The following is an 18,721-nucleotide window of genomic DNA, read 5'->3' as shown; positions in this document are numbered from 1 at the left end:
AAAGCCAGATTCGGTTATGATCATCGGGGAGCGGGAAAAGATCCGAAGGAAACAGGAAGATATCAAGGCACTGGGTACGGGGATAGGGTGTATCCTGGCTATTATTTTAAGCATTGTGTTTATCATTCTCGCTGTTTTTTATTCCTGAGAGGGAGTGCTCAATTTTCTTGCCCTGGCCTTTGCTGCTATAGTTTCCGTCTTCCTTATTTTCGTATACATTTATTATTCAGACATAAATTTTTCCACCGGAGCGTCCGTCCAAAAACAATAATCTGGATTCGGACACCATCCTGCCACAAGCCTTTTGACGTACAATTGACGTAGTAAAAATACTATATGAAGTAGCTGAAACGTGTCTTTAAATATGTTAAATAATGCTAAATAAATGTAGATTTGATAAATTTAAACCTATAAGGCGAGATGATATTTAATTATTTCCGATTTTGATATAAAATATTCAGTAATGAGTAATTGTCCCCAAATCTTATAGTGGTGCCCTTCATGTTTTCACCTGAAGAGATAGGGACCATTATTATTAAGGTCCGGAACCGGACGGACATGATGCCGATTACGAACATACCAACTAAAACCTGCAAACATGAAAAAAAACAACTTTATTTCCGTATTGTTTTGCCTTGGGGCATTGCTCACCGTTATTAGCAATGCCTGTAGTAAACAGGAAGACGTATCCGATGCCGTAACCAATATCGCAGAAGACCCGGATGCTCATTATGTATATGCGGCTGTGGCGGATTATGTGGGAGGAACTTTTGGCCTGAAAGCTTCCAACAACCTTTTTGTAAGTGGTGAAAACGGGCAGTCGGCCATGTATTGCGACCGTCCTGCGGCAGATGCCTGGGAGCATTTTACCATCGTGGATGCCGGCGGTGGACTGGTAGCCCTTCGGAGTATGGGGAAATATGTTTCTTCGGAAAACGGAACCCAGCCTATGCGGTGCAACCGGACGTCTATTGAAGACTGGGAAAAATTCACCCTGGTGGAGCATAGCGACGGCACGATTTCCTTCCGGGGAAATAACGGAAAATATGTATCCTCAGAAGATGGTGAAGAAGCCATGTACTGCGATCGGGATGCCGTAGAAGGCTGGGAAAAATTTACACTCGTTCCGGTAAATACCTTGCCTCCCGGTGGAACCTGGCGACAGGCCAACCTAACCAACTTTACCTCTTACCCGGAACCCGGGAGTGAAGAGTGTGAGGATTACAACGGCTGCCTGTGGGCCGGATATTTTGCCTTTGTGGATGGCAAAATGCCGGAAAGCTGGGTGGAGAGTCATAATATTATCGCGGTACATTCCAGGGACGGGGATACCTATGCCCTGAAAACTTTCCGCATCCGCCAGGGTAACCGCACTATCGATGCCACCGTATACGATATTTGTTCTGATAATGACTGCGGAGGTTGCTGTACCACAAATGCCGATGCAGGCGGGATCGGTTTTCTGATCGATGTGGAAAAATATACCATGCAGCGCTTCGGTTCCGGCTCCGGCGTGGTCGAATGGATGTGCCTGGATTGCGACTGATATCTCTTACTCTTCATAAGCTAAAATCACTAAATCTTTAAAACCATACATTATGAAACATTTTAAACGGAACAACCTCTTCAGGTTGGCGCTATGCTGTACACTTATTTTTTTCTTTTCCTGCGGCAACGATGCCGATGTGGAAGAACAGGTTGTGTCCGAAACCAATCTTATGACAACCGCCGTTGCCAATGCGGAGGCCTGGCAGTTAATCTGGAACGACGAATTTGACTATAACGGTTACCCGGATGCGCAAAAATGGCATCCCGAAGAATGGCAACCGGGCCATGTAAACAATGAACTGCAATATTATACGAAGAACCTGGATAACGCCCGGGTATCTGACGGTACCTTAAAGATCAAGGCCGCAGCCGTGTATAACAATAACACCCAGCAGAACGATTATTATTCGGCCAGATTTAACTCCGCAGTGTCCTGGACTTATGGTCGTTTCGAAGCGCGTATGTTACTGCCCGGCGGCTGGGGTACCTGGCCTGCATTCTGGATGCTGGGCGATAATATAGGCGATGTTGGCTGGCCTGCCTGCGGGGAAATAGACATTATGGAAGAAGTGGGCTACGACCAGAATGTGATTCACGGTACCCTGCACAGCCAGTGCTGTAACTGGAAGACCGACAGGCAGCGTACGGAGACCATCACCGTTGCCGACCCTACGGTGAACTGGCATGTTTACGCGGTGGAATGGAGTGAATCGCGTATCGATTTTTTTGTGGATGACGAGTTGTACTACACGGTATATAACGATGGTACAGGACAGGATTCCTGGCCTTTCAATCACGATTTCCATATTATTCTGAACCTTGCCGTAGGCGGTGACTGGGGTGGCGCCCAGGGCGTAGACCCCAACATCTGGCCGCGTACCCTGGAGGTCGATTATGTACGGGTCTATAAAAGGAACGATAGCGCTTCTACGGCACCGGTAGGGCAGGTAATCACCTTAAAGGGATTTAACGGAAAATACGTGAGCAGCGAAAACGGTACTCAATCCATGTATTGCAACAGGGATACGGCAGAAGCCTGGGAACAGTTTACCGTAGTCGATGCAGGGGACGGTAAAATAGCCCTGCGCAGCATGGATAAATTTGTGTCTTCCGAAAACGGGGAACAGCCTATGATGTGCAGCAGGACAACTATCGGCGACTGGGAGAAATTCGACTGGATACCAACAGCAGATGGTAAAGTGACCCTGAGAGGGAACAATGGCAGGTATGTAAGCTCTGAAAACGGCGTGGCTGCTATGGTCTGCGACCGGGCTACCCCTTCGGGGTGGGAAACATTTACGATAAACGAATAAATTATAAACCCTCTTAATGATCTTACCATGAAACTGATAAAAAACGTAATCTCCCTGACCTTTATGCTATGTATCCTGTTTACGGGATGTGAAAAACAGGAAAACGAACTGCCGGATAAAACGGCGTTGGAGGCACCACTTTCCGAAGAAACTATGGTGCTCGACACAGATTTTAAAGTGATCGGCTATGTGCCATCCTGGTCCGGATCCGTTAATGCGATCCAGTTTGACAAGCTTACTCATGTGAATTATGCCTTTGCCTTGCCAACCCCTTCCGGCGGGTTGCAGCCCATAGAGAACACCTCCAAGCTGCAAAGCCTGGTCAGCGCTGCTCATGCCAATAATGTAGCGGTCTTACTGGCCATAGGCGGGTGGAACAACGGCGATCATTCCGCATTCGATCAGCTTTGTTCCGCTGCCGCTACCCGTACCAATTTTGTCAATACCCTGGTCAGTACCGTAAACCAGTACGGGCTGGACGGTATAGATATCGATTACGAATACCCGCCCAACGGTGCGGGTGCTACCAATTTCACCCTGATGATGCAGGAACTGGGCACTGCCATGCACAATATGGGAAAATTGCTGACCGCTGCAGTGGTTTCCGAAAATGGCAGTAGCATACAATCCGGTGTTTTCGAGGCGGTCGATTTTTTAAACCTGATGGCGTATGACGGCGGAGGTTCCAACCATTCCACCTATAATCTTGCGGTGAATTCCCTGAATTATTGGAAAGGCAGGGGCCTGCCGGCTGGGAAGGCCATACTGGGTGTACCTTTTTACGGCCGTTCCGCTTCCGAATACGTGGTGTATCATGAAATCCTGGCCAGGGGAGGGGGTGCTTATTCCGATTACTACGGGAATATAGGATATAACGGAATCCCAACGATAAAAAGCAAGACCAACCTGGCTTTCGACCAGGGCGGCGGAATTATGATCTGGGAACTGGCAGGTGATGCTACCGGAAGTAATTCCCTCTTAACCGCCATCCATGAAGTCGTAGAGGAACGGGCGAATGGCAATCCTAATCCCCCGATTGAGGCTCCTGTCGGACAAATGATAACTTTAAGAGGTTCCAACGGCAAGTATGTGAGCTCTGAAAACGGCGAAACCGGAATGATGTGCGACCGGGATGCTGCCGAAGGTTGGGAAGTGTTTACCGTGGTAGGTACTGCCGATGGTAAAATTGCACTGCAGGGGAGTAACGGGATGTATGTAAGCTCCGAAAACGGCGAAGGCCCCATGATGTGTAACCGCCCCGCAATAGATGGCTGGGAAACTTTCGAATGGCTCCTTCAGCCCGATGGTACGGTGGCCCTGCGCGGGTTTAACGGGATGTACATAAGTTCCGAAAACGGTGAGGGTCCCATGATGTGCGACCGCCCTGCCATAGAAGGCTGGGAGAAATTTACTGTAACTATAGTGTCCTCCGCAACAACGGCCGGGACCGCAGTACAAATGACTACTCCTGCAATACCATGAACAGGACGTAATACTCCGGTGATGTGAAAAGGAGGTTTCGGGGTAATTCGTTACCGTGTCACTCCAATACCCCCGGTACAGTATATTTTGATGTGTTGTTAATTACAAAAGGCACTTCCTATCTTTTTGAGCGGAGGTGTCTTTTGGTTTTCATATATATGTAAGCGACATGAAATACCTTCATATCGCCTTCATGAAACAAATCCCCGGGACAAGTGGCGGACTTTCATCCGACCTGTTATGATGTTCCCCCACGATTTGATATATTTCATGCCGCTGAACGGGCAATTTCCGCATTTTTACCTTATCTTGGTTCTTAGATCATCAGTCCATATGAGAAGTAACCCGATCTGTATACTCACCATTCCTCTATACCGGGGGAAAGATGATTTTTCCCGGCAAAACACGAATACCCCGGCCCCGCTTTACGGGTTGGTCCTCGGCGGCGGGGAAAGCAGCAGGATGGGGAGGAACAAGGCTTTGTTACGGTACCACGATCTGCCCCAGTTTGCCCACATTGCCCAATTACTCGATGAATTTTGCGACCGGGTGGTGATCTCTTCCAATACCGCACTTCCTGAAAAATATATGAAGAACAGGACGCTTCTCCCCGATGAAGCTGATTATGCCGGTTGTGGCCCTCTGAGCGGGGTGCTTACTGCCATACGATATTTCCCCGGGAAATCCTTTTTTGTACTTGGTTGCGATTACCCGGCACTTACCCGGGATGTTATGGAACAGTTGTACAAGGCACGTTCCCCGGAATACGATGCGGTTTGTTTCTATCACCCCGAAAGCCATATCGCCGAACCGCTTATGACTATCTACGAAGCTGGTTGCCTAAAGGAATTACACCTTTTTTACCGGGACGGTGGGAAGTCACTGCGCAGATTCCTGGAAGGAAAAAAGGTAAAAAAAATTACGCCTGTAAATCCGCGGGTACTGAAAAGTTACGATACACCGGAGGATTTTAATGCGTTTATCCCTTGATAATCTCCCGGGGATAAAGGAACTGTGTATTCACAGTTTTTTCGTAATTTACAGGTAAGATTGAGCACAATGAAAAAAACAAGTGTTTCTTTTTCGAAAATTAAGCAGTTTCGGGATGGAGAACTACGGGAGCAGGACGACCTGCTTGCCGTAGAAGAGCCGATGGAGATCCGGCTGGATCACGGAAGCGCTTCCGCCAGGACATCCAAAAGCATAGCCGTTACCATGCGTACCCCCGGTAACGATTTTGAACTGGCGCTGGGCTTCTTGTTTACCGAGGGGATCATCCGGCATCCGGACCAGGTGAAAGTGGTGCGCTACTGTACCGATCAGAACCGGGCAGAGCATCCCGAAAACATAGTCCGGGTGTATCTCAGGGAAGATGTGCAGGTGGATTTACAGCAATTGCAACGCAATTTTTATACGACCAGCAGTTGCGGTATCTGTGGGAAGAAGAGCATAGAACAAGTACATCTCCTTTGTCCCGTGCAAGAACCTTCACATTTTACCATAACCCCGGAACAGGTATTGCAATTACCCGGCAAATTGCGTGGAGAACAAAGTGTATTTAAGTTCACCGGGGGAATCCATGCCGCGGCTTTGTTCACCGACCGGGGAGAATTATTGTTTTTGCGGGAAGATGTCGGCAGGCACAATGCCCTGGATAAATTGATCGGAGCCGCTGTGTTTGATCAAAAACAAAGCGTAAACCTGAGCGCTTGCGCTTTGCTTTTAAGTGGCAGAGCGAGTTTTGAACTCCTTCAAAAAGCCGCTATGGCGGGTATTCCCGTAGTCTGTGCCGTAGGGGCTCCCAGTAGCCTGGCGGTGGACACTGCGAGGAAATTCAATATCACCCTGGTAGGTTTTTTACGGGAAGACCACTACAATATTTATCACGATACGGAACGGATTTTACATAGCATTACAACATCATAAATCAGGAAAGCCCATAATGGGCATGGAACAAAAAAGATCCATACTACCCGAAAGCTTTCGGGATAATATAAACAAGCCAAACCAATGGCTTACGAATTTTTGTAGAGAGATGAAAATAAGAATTAAAGGGGATAGTGTGCGGTTGCGCCTGACGAAGACCGAAATTTCAGACCTGGAAAACCGGGGATTTGTAGAAGAACAAACCAGGTTCGGATCGGGTGTTTTCCGTTACCGGTTAGAACGCAAACAGGATATTGAAGATCTTGCGGCGAATTTTGAAAACAATACCGTCACGGTTTTTATCCCTGCGGAATATGTAACGGTCTTGTTTGAAACCGACAAGGTGGGTTACGAAAATAATCTGCGGACCGACGGAGAAAACTGTCTATTTCTCCTGGTGGAAAAAGACTTTCAGTGCCTGGACCGGACACTGGAAGACCAAAGCGATATGTATATCAATCCGAATAAAACCTGTTAAAAATAGCTTTATGGAATATCGGGAAGAATCACCGGCTGGTAAGGAGGCCAAGAAGACACAGGCCAACCCGGAAAACCCGGAAGTTTTCGAAGACCTGAAAGTGACCAGACCCAAAGACGTTGCGGTAGGGGTCCCGGCCGTGTTTTCTGCCATGAAACACGTGTTCGGTGAAATGGGGCCCGTCCGTGGCATGAAAGCCCTGCTGAGCCTGAACCAAAAAGGAGGTATCGATTGTCCCAGTTGCGCCTGGCCCGACCCGGACGGACAGAGGAGTGCGATCGGAGAGTACTGCGAGAACGGGGCCAAGGCCATTGCCGAGGAAGCGACTACCAAGGCACTCTATGCCGATTTTTTTGCCAGACATTCCGTCATGGAATTATCGGAACTCGATGATTTTCGTATCGGGAAAAAAGGGCGTTTGGCGGAACCCATGTATTTACCCGAAAACGGAACACATTACCAGCCTATCTCCTGGGAAGAAGCTTTTCAGGTTATGAACAGGCACTTAAATGCACTGGACTCTCCGGATGAGGCTACCTTCTATACGTCGGGAAGGGCCAGCAATGAGGCGGCTTTTCTCTACCAGTTGTTTGCCCGTGAATACGGTACCAACAACCTGCCCGATTGCTCTAATATGTGCCATGAGAGTAGCGGGGTGGCACTTGGCGAAAGCCTGGGTATCGGTAAAGGCTCGGTGACGCTGGAGGACTTTTACCGGGCAGAGGTCATTATCATTTCCGGGCAGAACCCGGGGACCAATCACCCGCGGATGTTGAGCGCTTTGGAAAAAGCCAAACGGAATGGTTGTACTATCATATCCATCAACCCGTTACCGGAAACGGGACTTATTGCTTTTAATAACCCCCAGGAAATAGGAGGGATGCTGGGCATAAAGCAAAAGCTGACCGATGTTTTCCTCCAGGTCAAGATCAATGGCGACCTGCCACTGATGAAAGCCCTGATGAAGTTGATGCTCGAAGCGGAGAGAAAACATCCCGGAACCGTTTTTGACCACGATTTTATACGGGAACACACTTCCGGCTATGACGAGTTTATCCGGAATCTCGACGGCTATAACCTGGAAGAACTGGGAGAAGCTTGTGGCATAGGTATGGAACAACTCCGGGAAGTGGCCGGTATACTGTGCACAAAGAGCAAGATCATTACCTGCTGGGCCATGGGGCTTACGCAGCATAAAAACTCAGTAGATTCCATTAAAGAGATCGTCAACCTGCTTTTGCTGAAAGGTAGTATAGGCAAACCCGGTGCCGGGACCTGCCCGGTGCGGGGACATAGCAATGTGCAGGGCGATCGCACCATGGGCATCTTCGAACAGCCTTCGCAGGAATTACTGGATAGCATAGAAAAGAATTTTGACTTTCACCCGCCGCAGCATCATGGTCTTGACGTGGTCAATTCCATTAAGGCCATGCACGAAGGCAGGGTAAAAGTGTTTGTGGGACTGGGCGGAAATTTCCTGTCTGCTACTCCCGATACGGAGTATACCGCCGAAGCCCTGCGCCGTTGTAAGCTGACCGTACAGGTAAGTACCAAACTCAATCGTAGCCACCTGGTGACTGGTAAAGAAGCGCTGATTCTGCCAACCTACGGCCGTAGCGATATTGACCAGGTCAATGGTGAACGACAGTTTGTAAGCTGCGAAAATTCTATGGGTGTAGTGCAGATGAGCGAAGGAAAACTTGAACCCGTGAGCGAACACCTGAAGAGTGAACCGGCTATTATCTGCCATATGGCCAAAGCAGTCCTGGGAACCAGGTCAAAAGTAGATTGGGATAAGTTCCTCACCCACAACGATCATATACGTGATGCCATAGAGGTAACCATACCCGGGTTCGGGGATTACAACAAAAGGGTACGTGAACCCGGAGGGTTCTACCTGCCCAACAGCGCCCGGGATAAGCGTTTCCCTACGGATAACCTGAAAGCGAAATTCAACGTGGCCGATGTGGTTTCTGTCCCCCTGGAAGAAGATGAATTACTGATGATGACGATCCGGTCACACGACCAGTTCAATACTACCATTTATGGTTTACAGGACCGTTATCGAGGTATTCATAACGAAAGGCGGATCATTTTTATGAACAGAAAGGATATTGAAAAATTTGATCTTAAAGACCGCGAAGTCGTAGATCTGTTTAACTTCCACGGCGGGAAAGAGCGTATAGCCCGGAAATTTATCGTCGTAGCCTACGATATCCCGGAACAATGCTGTGCTACCTATTTCCCGGAAGCCAACGTACTGGTGCCTATTGGTACGGTAGCAGACAAGAGCAATACGCCGACCAGTAAATCGGTGGTGCTGAAGGTGAGGAAGCATGTGGGCCCGGATATCGCAGCTATCGTGTAGGTTGTTACTTTTTAGGATGCGGACTGTAAAAAATAAGTAGTATGGGTGGACCGGGGTTTTCAAAAGCGTAAGGGAAATTAATAGTTTTAAGTGTGAAAAGCTGAACGTATATGTTGTTTTGCTCAGTAAAGAGTCTGTAAATTTTAATATTAATACCATTTCAGATGGTGAGCCAATTAAATCCTTTAATCGGCTCATTTTTGTTTATTTTTTGATCCGATAAAGCTGTCTGCCTATGTAATCTTTCGGAAGTATAGACTTAAGAATCCATGAAAATGGCTTTTTATTCAGTCATTTTAATTTCAATAGTTTGTCTTTTTTCGGGTGGATTTTTAATACGGATGTTTATTTTAGAATAACTCCACTGGCTTTTTACCTTATTGGCAGAAACATCCATACGGGCTTTACCTTTGGACCCGCTTATCCGTATGGTGGAATGTACTGTATTGTTGTTATTGCTGTATTGAACTTGTCCTTCTATGATAGCCATTTTATCAATGGGTTCCATTTCCCCTAACAGATCTTTTACCCGGGGTATTGAAATAGATAAGAATATCTATGCATTTCTGAGCCATCGAAAAGAAATATTAATATGGAAGTTCACAACGTTATTATATGCAAAAACATATAAAACAATATCATTTTTCGTTTTTATATATAAATGCATATAAAAAAATTATAACTGCTTAAACTGATTTCCTTTTTCGGTTAACCTATATCATTGCTTACTACTTTATGGATTTATCCGGAATAGTTGTTTCCATTTATGAATTTTGGCTTTTCATTACCACTGAATACAGATGATTATTAAACTTGTGGGGTACATGCGGGGTACATGCGGGGTGCTTGGGGGAGTATATGTAAAATCCCCCTTTTTCTTACGGGTTTAATCGGTCGCGACTGACCTCCAATGGTTGTATTGGTCGGGAAATTTTTATGGCTATAAAATCAATTTTTCGCTTCAATTCCCTTTCGAATAACCGTAGCACGTTTTGTAATTCGTTTTTATTATAGTCTGGACTAAAGACTTTGAATGGGTGTATTTGATATGTAATGAGTTAGATGATGAACGGATAACCAATCTGCTTGTCCCAATTTTAGTAAATATTTGGGACAAATATTGGTAAAGTATAGGGGCATGAGCCAATTTAATCTTTTAATTGGCTCATTTTTTTATTATATTTGAGCCGATTAGGTTGAATAATCGGCTCATGAAATATAATTGGCAATATAAAAACTGGCCTCAATTTACATACGATGCGGATGCCATAGATCATATAATCCTGGAATTCGCATCGGAAACTGGAGAGGTAAAAGGAATTGTTGATGGCTTGTCTGCCGAATTTCAGCAAGAAACCCTGTTGCAGTTTATGATCGACGAAGCTATAAAAACTTCCGAAATTGAAGGGGAATATTACAGTCGCCGGGATGTAATGTCTTCTATTAAAAATCGCCTGGGGTTATCTCCCGGATTGGAAAAAATAAAAGATGTCAATGCCAGGGGGATTGCAGAGCTCATGGTGGAAGTGCGCCAGGATTATGCAAGCCCGCTTACAGAAAAACTTATAAAGCATTGGCATAAAATCCTGTTTTCCGGTTCACGTCTTATTCGTGGCGGGCAATACCGGATGGGAGTGGAGCCAATGGTCATTGTTTCCGGTAGCTATGGAAGAGAAGTCATTCATTATGAAGCTCCCTCATCAGAAAGAGTTTCGTCCGAAATGGAACAATTTGTCATTTGGTATGATAAGTATGTAACAAGATCAAAAGACCTTAAAGGAGCTTTGGTTAAAACAGCCATAGCCCACTTATATTTCGAATCCATACACCCGTTTGAAGATGGTAACGGGCGAATTGGCCGGGCCATTGCGGAGAAATGTCTGTCGGAATCCATAGGACGCCCGTTGGTCATGAGTCTTTCTACAACTATAGAGCGAAATAAAAAAGCCTATTACGATGCGCTTAAAGCAGGGCAACGATCTCTTGAAATAACAGATTGGATCGTCTATTTTTCCGAAACCATACTGCAAGCCCAAAAGCATGCCAAAAAGATTATTCGTTTTACCCTGGATAAAGCTAAATTTTTAGATAAATATAAGCCGGAGTTTAATGAACGTCAAATGAAGGTTATTCTAAAAATGCTCGATCGTGGTATTGAAGGCTTTGAAGGAGGGATGACGGCTAAAAAATATATGTCTATTGCTAAAACATCTAAGGCGACCGCTACGCGGGATTTACAGGATTTGGTGGAAAAAGGGACACTACAACCTAAAGGTGCTGGCCGGGGAGTGAATTATGAGTTGAATATGTATGGAATATTCTCTTAAAGATGAATTAAAAATTATCTATTCTGTGGATTATTCGTTATCGATAATACCCCATAATCGTTTCTATAAAAACAATTTCTTCACTTTAAGGCATTACTTCCCGATACAATATCTTTCATCTCTTATATTTACAGGGGTTGGAGTGGGGGAGGTGTATTTTTGGTGTAAGACTTTAATTGCCTTTTTTGACGATTTATTTTTTGAGAAGTAAATGTATGATTTAGCCTAGAAAATACGAATCATTCTATCCATGTTGTGGATGTATGAGCCAATTAAATCTTCTAATCGGCTCATATGGGTTAAGTTTTTGAGTGTTATTATATGCAAAAACATTTAAGACAATATAGTTTTATGTTTTTATACGTAAATGCCTATAAATGTCCTCTTATATTACCAATAGCTCTTACTTTTTTGTTTAAGTGTATCTCTATCGATGTCTTCCAGAAGCGCAACCTCTTTTTCAATAAAAGGATCGTACCAATCAGCTTTCTCTTTGGCCCATTTGATCCATTCTTTTTTTTCTGTATCCAATGTATTGGATCTTAAAGCGTAGTCCTCAAATTCTTTAATATAGCTTCTAATATACTGTGATTTGTGCCACCTTGTAGCTGTATGAAAAAGCCTTTCAAAGTTTGATAATTCTTCATCTTTTTGCCTTTGTAACTCTTCTTGCCTTAGCCTAATTTTTTCCTGATTTTTCCGCCGAATTTCATTTGCTATTTCTTGTTCTTTATCCTTTTTGGCCCTTAATTCTATCCACGCTAAAATATCTATTAATTTTTCTTCTAAAGGTTTTGATTTACTATCTGACCATTCTTTAGTTGGATATGAGTTATCAAGTTTAAGAGATAAATTACCTGTTGGTTCAAGGTCGTATTCATTCCAACTGCTATTTGTTTCTCGTTTTATTCTTTTATGTTTTTCTCTTAATCTGATGTTATATGCTTGTTCTTTTACAATTATAATAGTTGTGTGGTTTGAAACGGTTACATTATAGCCACGTTTTTCAATAATTTTTATTAGAGTGTCCATAAACCTTAACGCTCTCGAAAAAAGCTTGTCCGATACATCAATACTTACCACATTTGTAGTATCCAGGTGCATACTCCAATCTCTTCTCTTATTCCTGATTTTAAGTTTTTCATGATAATTTTTAGTAGCTGTAATGTACTTATGAGGGTTAGACAATTTTTCAGGCACAGTTAGTTTTAATTCCCCGATTTCTTTTCTTAAAGTTAATTCAGATGAAAGATGAGTCCCCTTGTAAAGTATTGTGTTTGTTTTTTCTAAGCTTATTTCCGGATTATTACTTTGCTTAGGAAGTTTTGTTTTAACTACTTTTTTGTTGAATTTCAATTTTGACCAATATCCAGATCGGGGTAAGGGGATGTCATGCATCTTACAAATTTTTCGAATACCGTTGTCAGAGAACCCATATTCCTTTGCTATATGGGTAATTGGTTTACTCCAGACTAAATTGTATAACTCCCTTCTTGTAATTGTTTTACTGTCCATTTGACCTGTTCATATTGTACATTGAGTAAAGGTAAGGTTTTGAGGGGGGAAGGTTATTAAATGATTTCCATCTTTAGTAAAATTTCGAGTAGTGTATTTTGGTAATGTTCTCGAATTTTTACTAAAGACATCTGTTTCAAAAAACAAAAACAGAGAACCCGTTGCCTGAAAATCTGGGGATTTATAGTGTATCTTTTGCACTATACCTTTTCGGGTATAAAATTCATGTTTTTAGATAAAGTTATACCTGAACGGGTGTAGATTTCTGATTTTGAGCCAATTAGGTTAAGCAATAGGCTTTATCTTTTTAAAACCTTCCAATACCCTCTGGTGCCTCCAATTCTTTCGATGATGCCCTTTTCTTTTAGAGTGTCGAAGTGTGCTTGCACAGCGGAATTGTTTATTTCTAATCGTTGGGCCACTTCCCGGTAAGCTATTTTGTTGTTTTCTTTTATTAGTTCTAAGATTTCTACCTGTCTTTCGGTTAAACTTTCTATTGCACCACCTATTGCACCACCTATTGCACCACCTATTGCACCACTTGTAGATTTTTGGAAGGTTATCCGTAAAAAATTGTCAGAAAACTTAAAACAATCTTTATCGTATGCTTCCAGAATTCTGGGAACACCGGAGCCTAATTGTTCCACCAGTTCAAGATCTTTATAGATACGCATAATACCTTTGTTCCTTTGGATGGAATAGCCTTCGAAGAAATCTTCTTGACTTAATCCATTTGGCAGACCTCCTATAGACGTGATTTCAATCCTATCGTCAAAGATTTCAAATTTCGGGGGAGCTTCAGTAGTATAGTCATTATGAATTATGGCATTAAGTACAGCTTCCCTTAAGGCTACTGGATTCCATAAACGTTGACTAATGCGTTCTTTTGAAGTGATTTTGGTACGAGTGGTATTTTCTACTTCCAATTTATTTAGGATACTGTAGGTGGCTTTTATTAAGGAACAATAACCATACTCTTGATTTTCGATTAAATCAACCCTATTAACGCCACTATATTTTGCCAATTTTATAGAGTTACCGTTTTCATCAGCCATCAAATAAGCCACATAATTAAATTTCTTGTTTTCGGTTAAAAGTTCTAAATTAACCAGAAAGTTTTTGTTTAAAGGCGTGCCTCTTTCTTCGTAGTATATCTTTAATTGCTCAAAGGTTAGCTCTTGCCTGTTAGATTGTATCTTGCTTAAAGAATTTCGAACACGTTTTGCAAAGAGGTCGTCTATCATTTTTTGCGGCATGGGTTCTGCTGCTGTACCTATACGAATAAAGCAGCCTTTTTCGGTCATACCGTATTTCTTTTTAAAATAGGGCTTTTCACTACCACTGGCTACAATAATCTTGATAATGTCTTTTCTATCACGTTCCTCGGCCACTACGTCAAATAACCCCATTGCAGAAGGTAAAATATTGTTCTTAATACGGTCTTTGATTTTAAGCATATTACCATCAATATCCGCTACACCAAGTGTTTTCCCGTGCTTATCAATTCCTATATAAATCAACCCTCCTTCCAGGTAATTGAGAAAAGCAATTACTTCCTTTTCCAAATCCAGGTCTTTGGTGAGTTTTTCCTTCAGTTCTATGCGATTGGTTTCGTGCATTTTTGTTTAATTACTTTTTAGGTTTTCCTTTTTTCTTTTCACCATTGTCTTTTGATTTTTCAGAAGTTGATGGCTTTCTAACAGTCCTGCCTAAACCTAAAGCCTTTCCCTTTTTTGGTTGCTTCTTTTTCTCAGCTATTTTCTATTTTTTTGAAGGGTTATATTCTTTGCCAAGTTTTGGTGTGGCAAGTGGGCGGTACAACTTGGCAATGTGTATGGCTTTGAGCGTTGGCTATTCACATATTGTTATTTTATTTCTGCGTTAAATTCCCAAATTGTAATTCCCATCAAATTTAGGATTAGTATTCCACTTATTCTGTACAGCAGAACATTTGCTTTTCTAAGTAGTTCGTTATCTACCTTTTCAATACTTCCGTGCGTTATATCGTTCCTAAGTCCCTTTAGATCTTTAATGCTTACCGGAAATGTTTTTGGGTCGATGTTTTGGCTTTCTAAAAATGAAACCAACTGGTTTTTCATCGGTTTGTTTTGTAAAAGGCTTTGAACGTTATGCCAACGCTTTTTAAATTCTTCGCGTTCGTCTGTGTTTATCATTTCTAAAAGTTTGGCTAAAGCCTCATCTTGCTTTGCTTTTCGTTCTTTCTTGGTTAAAGCAAATGTAAATTTCCCATTGTCCTGTTTTTGCTTGTCGCAAATTTCAATAATGTTGTAACGAATTAAAAATGCCGAGGAGCTATCTACTAAAAGTGATTGGTTAAACAGTGTTACCGCTTTTGAAATCAGTTGAAAGTTATCTACAGTTTCTTTCTGCCAACTTAATTCAAAGAACTTGTTTAATAAGCTTCTTATTCCAAAGCCACCAAGTCCGCCACTTCTGTCAAGAGAGTTTTTTTGTTCAATATTTTTTATTGCGATTGTGCTTTCAGGTAAGTGTATTCTGCAAAGCGTATAATCAATCTTTATGTGGTGATAAAATGAAATCAAAGTCAAGACCACATCACCATAAAAAATAGCTTCTTCTTCTGTAACTCCTTCTTCGTATTGAAATTGAATTTTTGGTTCTTTTGCAATTGTAGCCATCCTTTCTTTGCGTTTGTCTTTTGGAATGAAGTTAAACTCTGGTCGAAATGTTGACTTTTCCAGTTTGTAAAAATTGGATGCTCCTTTCATTCTTCCAATATCAAAGTTTCCGTCATTTTCAAACCACGTTTTAGGCGATAAAATTGAATAAAATGGTTCAACGACCCTAAATCCTTTATCATCTAAATAAAATTCTGCCGTATTTTTCTTTTCTTCGATAGGATTCCAATAAAACTTTGCGGTGTCAATTTTTACGATAACGTATTTTTTGTCACCTTCGTAATAATTAGAGCCACTGGATAGACCACATAGCTTTGCGTCCGACAAATCAATTTTTTGTAAACATTCGTTTGTGTGATTTTGTTCAATTTCTACCTTTAGAAATGAACCAAACTTATTTGAATCTATTGAATTTGACCAAGTAGATAATTTTTCGCCAAAATAGGTGCTATCTTCATAGAAAATCCTTAGTTCAATTTCTTCTTGGCCTGTATATAAATGAGCGTGGTGAGATTGACTTACTTTTACCTTGGTTTTTATGTAGTAAGGGTTGAAATCAACATTTCGGAATTCAATATTTATACAGTGGTACTCGTTCATTATTTCACCTCATTTTTTAGTCTTCCGTTTGGAAATAATCTAAACATTAGTTCGTGATTTATTTTTTCATTATAGAGCAAGCCAGTCACAAATATTTGTGGTAATTTGCAAAGTGATCCTCGAAGTATTTTAAGTAGCAGAGATAAAAGTAGCAAGCTATCCTTAACCACTAGATTCCGCATTGCACATTGCCTAATTGGTAAAAGTCATTTCTCAATAACCTCTTTGTACTCAAAAATATAGTTTTTTAGTTGAGGACTAGCTAAAGCCTTTTCTCTGTGAGCATCTATGAATGCTTTAATAAAATTTTTGTCCTGTTTTAAAGCGTTAAAAGCATCTCTTTTGGATACAATAAAGCTATTCAAATGAGCAGGAGTTTCTAGTATTTTTGCAAGAGTTTGAATATGCAATTGCATAGTTGAGTGTTTTGATAAAGGCAATTGATAATTACCTATAAATTGATGTATCATAAAGGAGTCGAAGACAGTTTCATCGAAATCGTCTTTGGATTCATGCGCAACTACTAAACTATCAAATATGTTCATTTCTGAAGCAGAATTCTGACCATTGGCAAATTTGTAATGAACTATTTTTCTTAGTGCTTTTAGCTTACTGTCAATCGAAATAGCCTTTCTTTCAATTAGCTTTCTTAAGTCTTCCCCTTTTATAAGAGTAGCTTCATGGTTTTTTCTGTCATAACAATCTCCTTTATTAATCCCTTTGTAGTCAAGATTTGCTGAAATAGGGTCGTCAGATTCTTGAATTGTTATAGTAATAATCCCATTGTCTTCTTCACACTTAAATACAACAAGATTGTCTGAAATTCGATTAACTTCTGATGTCAAGAAGTCATTATTTAACCATTTAATTATATCTTCAGGTTGTTTATTTATGCTACCAGTAACATCATCTTTCCCAACAATTATTCTACCCCCTTTAGAATTTGAGAAAGCTGTAATTTCTTTGAAAAGCTTAGAAATTACTGTTTTTCTATCAAGCTTAGGGGCTTTAGAAAAATCTTTGTATTCAATGTTCTGGGTCTCGATTGTCATTTTTTAATTTTTGCCAACAGCTTCGGTAATGAGTGATTACGTGGATTAACACTTGTCACTTATAGTTATTGTAGTGCAGTTTTTTTAAAATCCATAATACTTTCCGATGGCTTCTGCTAAAAGATTTCCTGCTGTTCCAATCCCGATATTCCAAGTTCCATCAACAGCTTTTCCAATCATTTTTTTTATCCATTCATTAACCTTTTTTCCAAAAGTATTGTTTTTTGAATTAGGTTTTTCTGTATCAATAATTTCTACTAATTCGGTCATATCTTGTTTTGAAATTCCGCTTTCTTGGAGATGTTCAATCAGTGCATTTTTATTTCCTTTTTCAATTGTGATTTTTATATTTATTTTATTTTTATCTCCAGTATTTATTACATTTCCGTCTCCTGATGTATTAATAATTGTTTGGTTCATAATAGTCGATATTTCCTTTTTCTTTTCTTTTAATTCCGAAATTTCTGTTAGACTACCAAATTCTTTATCAATTTTAAGCATAAAATCTAAAAGTTTATTCCTCACTTTGGAAACAACTTCTACAATAACGCTTTTCCCAATTATCATACTAACGTTCATTAATTGAAGGTATGGATTGCCCATTTTTCTCCAATTAGTTTCTATCATTCCAACAATTTCAGCCCTCAAAGGCAAAGCTAAAGTTGAAGAGTCATTATTTTCAATGAGATTCTCTAAAGCTGTAATACTATCTGAAAATTCAGCGGATTGTAGTTTTTTTTGAAATATTTCATCAAGCCCAATAGTTGGTATTGGTTGATTGGTGTATTTCGCATTACCATTTATATAGTTTCCTTGTAGATAGGATGTTATGTTCTTTCTGTAATCTGGTAGATCTTTGAAAGAAGAATAACCATTTAGCTCCCTGTTTACCCAATTCAATAATTCATTATTCTGAATTCGACTTGCAAGTACTTTTGTTTTTAACAACGCACCATTTATCGACTTTTCGCTGTCAATAAGTTCATTTATTATTTGGCTGATGAGTTTCATAAATTGTACCTAAATTGTTGCAACATTTTATTTTTGGGATATCAGGCTGTTTTAAAAAATGTAATTTCAGAGCACTTCACTGTCAACCAAGAAGAAACTTTGATAGAAGCATAAAGCTTTAAGTCTGAACGTCAGCTGCCTGACGCAAAACCCGTGTTGTAGTTTTGTAGCCTTCCCTAAAAATGTAGGCTTACCCAAAGAGTTTAAGTTTTTCGTTTAGTTGTATAAATTTTTTGTTCATATTTTTTCAAATTACACCCAACGGTTTGCGTATATAGTTTATGGTGGGATAAAAACCACTCGCCATTCGGTTGAGTTTTTAGTTTCTATAAATACTGAAATTTGCGGTTAGGCACAAAATCCGCCATAAACTATATACGCTGTTGTGCGTTCGGTGTTCTTCTTTCATATTACTTATCAGTTTTTTGTTATTTGAAACTA

15 protein-coding genes are annotated in these 18,721 nt (G+C 41.1%); 9 read left to right on the top strand and 6 right to left on the bottom strand.

The features are described 5' to 3' along the window. Positions 1 to 16: 16 nt before the first annotated feature. The 8 genes from ACVBDY_RS12140 to ACVBDY_RS12105 all read left to right on the top strand — a co-directional run bounded on the left by ACVBDY_RS12140 (position 17) and on the right by ACVBDY_RS12105 (position 9,115). Positions 17 to 148, top strand: coding sequence for a hypothetical protein (locus ACVBDY_RS12140; RefSeq protein WP_447175751.1), 132 nt, complete (start codon positions 17 to 19; stop codon positions 146 to 148). A gap of 450 nt (positions 149 to 598) precedes the next feature. Next, positions 599 to 1,546 (top strand): hypothetical protein, encoded by a 948-nt coding sequence (locus tag ACVBDY_RS12135; protein ID WP_447175750.1) that lies wholly within the window; start codon positions 599 to 601, stop codon positions 1,544 to 1,546. 52 nt (positions 1,547 to 1,598) lie between these two features. Then, positions 1,599 to 2,861: a family 16 glycosylhydrolase gene (locus tag ACVBDY_RS12130; protein ID WP_447175749.1), complete on the top strand. Its 1,263-nt coding sequence runs from the start codon at positions 1,599 to 1,601 to the stop codon at positions 2,859 to 2,861. A gap of 27 nt (positions 2,862 to 2,888) precedes the next feature. Further along, positions 2,889 to 4,343, top strand: coding sequence for a glycosyl hydrolase family 18 protein (locus ACVBDY_RS12125; RefSeq protein ID WP_447175748.1), 1,455 nt, complete (start codon positions 2,889 to 2,891; stop codon positions 4,341 to 4,343). Positions 4,344 to 4,676: 333 nt separating this feature from the next. Beyond that, the gene (gene mobA, locus ACVBDY_RS12120) at positions 4,677 to 5,333 is read left to right on the top strand and encodes a molybdenum cofactor guanylyltransferase (RefSeq protein WP_447175747.1); all 657 of its coding nucleotides are present in this window, start codon (positions 4,677 to 4,679) and stop codon (positions 5,331 to 5,333) included. Positions 5,334 to 5,402: 69 nt separating this feature from the next. Then, positions 5,403 to 6,269, top strand: a complete 867-nt coding sequence (gene fdhD / locus ACVBDY_RS12115) for a formate dehydrogenase accessory sulfurtransferase FdhD (RefSeq protein WP_447175746.1) — start codon at positions 5,403 to 5,405, stop codon at positions 6,267 to 6,269. Between the two features lie 109 nt (positions 6,270 to 6,378). Then, positions 6,379 to 6,747, top strand: a complete 369-nt coding sequence (locus ACVBDY_RS12110) for a DUF7009 family protein (protein WP_447175745.1) — start codon at positions 6,379 to 6,381, stop codon at positions 6,745 to 6,747. Positions 6,748 to 6,757: 10 nt separating this feature from the next. Then, on the top strand, positions 6,758 to 9,115 hold the full coding sequence (locus tag ACVBDY_RS12105; RefSeq protein WP_447175744.1) for an FdhF/YdeP family oxidoreductase: 2,358 nt from the start codon (positions 6,758 to 6,760) through the stop codon (positions 9,113 to 9,115). A gap of 283 nt (positions 9,116 to 9,398) precedes the next feature. Here the strand turns inward: ACVBDY_RS12105 and ACVBDY_RS12100 are convergent, their stop codons facing one another. Then, positions 9,399 to 9,653 (bottom strand): cytochrome c oxidase assembly factor Coa1 family protein, encoded by a 255-nt coding sequence (locus ACVBDY_RS12100; RefSeq protein ID WP_447175796.1) that lies wholly within the window; start codon positions 9,651 to 9,653, stop codon positions 9,399 to 9,401. A 673-nt stretch (positions 9,654 to 10,326) separates the two neighbouring features. On the opposite strand from ACVBDY_RS12100, the gene ACVBDY_RS12095 reads away from it, so the two are divergent. Beyond that, positions 10,327 to 11,442, top strand: coding sequence for a Fic family protein (locus tag ACVBDY_RS12095; RefSeq protein WP_447175743.1), 1,116 nt, complete (start codon positions 10,327 to 10,329; stop codon positions 11,440 to 11,442). Between the two features lie 390 nt (positions 11,443 to 11,832). Here ACVBDY_RS12095 and ACVBDY_RS12090 read toward each other — a convergent pair whose 3' ends face one another. From ACVBDY_RS12090 to ACVBDY_RS12070, 5 genes are all read right to left on the bottom strand, one after another. Next, complete coding sequence (locus tag ACVBDY_RS12090; RefSeq protein ID WP_447175742.1) at positions 11,833 to 12,957, bottom strand: hypothetical protein; 1,125 nt, start codon at positions 12,955 to 12,957, stop codon at positions 11,833 to 11,835. Between the two features lie 299 nt (positions 12,958 to 13,256). Then, positions 13,257 to 14,576 (bottom strand): RNA-binding domain-containing protein, encoded by a 1,320-nt coding sequence (locus tag ACVBDY_RS12085; RefSeq protein ID WP_447175741.1) that lies wholly within the window; start codon positions 14,574 to 14,576, stop codon positions 13,257 to 13,259. A gap of 246 nt (positions 14,577 to 14,822) precedes the next feature. After that, positions 14,823 to 16,217, bottom strand: a complete 1,395-nt coding sequence (locus ACVBDY_RS12080; protein ID WP_447175740.1) for a hypothetical protein — start codon at positions 16,215 to 16,217, stop codon at positions 14,823 to 14,825. A gap of 206 nt (positions 16,218 to 16,423) precedes the next feature. Further along, on the bottom strand, positions 16,424 to 17,269 hold the full coding sequence (locus ACVBDY_RS12075) for an AlbA family DNA-binding domain-containing protein (RefSeq protein WP_447175739.1): 846 nt from the start codon (positions 17,267 to 17,269) through the stop codon (positions 16,424 to 16,426). A gap of 84 nt (positions 17,270 to 17,353) precedes the next feature. Continuing rightward, complete coding sequence (locus ACVBDY_RS12070) at positions 17,354 to 18,280, bottom strand: AbiTii domain-containing protein (RefSeq protein WP_447175738.1); 927 nt, start codon at positions 18,278 to 18,280, stop codon at positions 17,354 to 17,356. Positions 18,281 to 18,721 lie beyond the last annotated feature (441 nt).

The organism is Sinomicrobium halophytocola, from assembly GCF_052983395.1.
The sequence above is the reverse complement of the archived record's forward strand: the minus strand, read 5'-3'. Positions and strand labels throughout refer to the sequence as shown.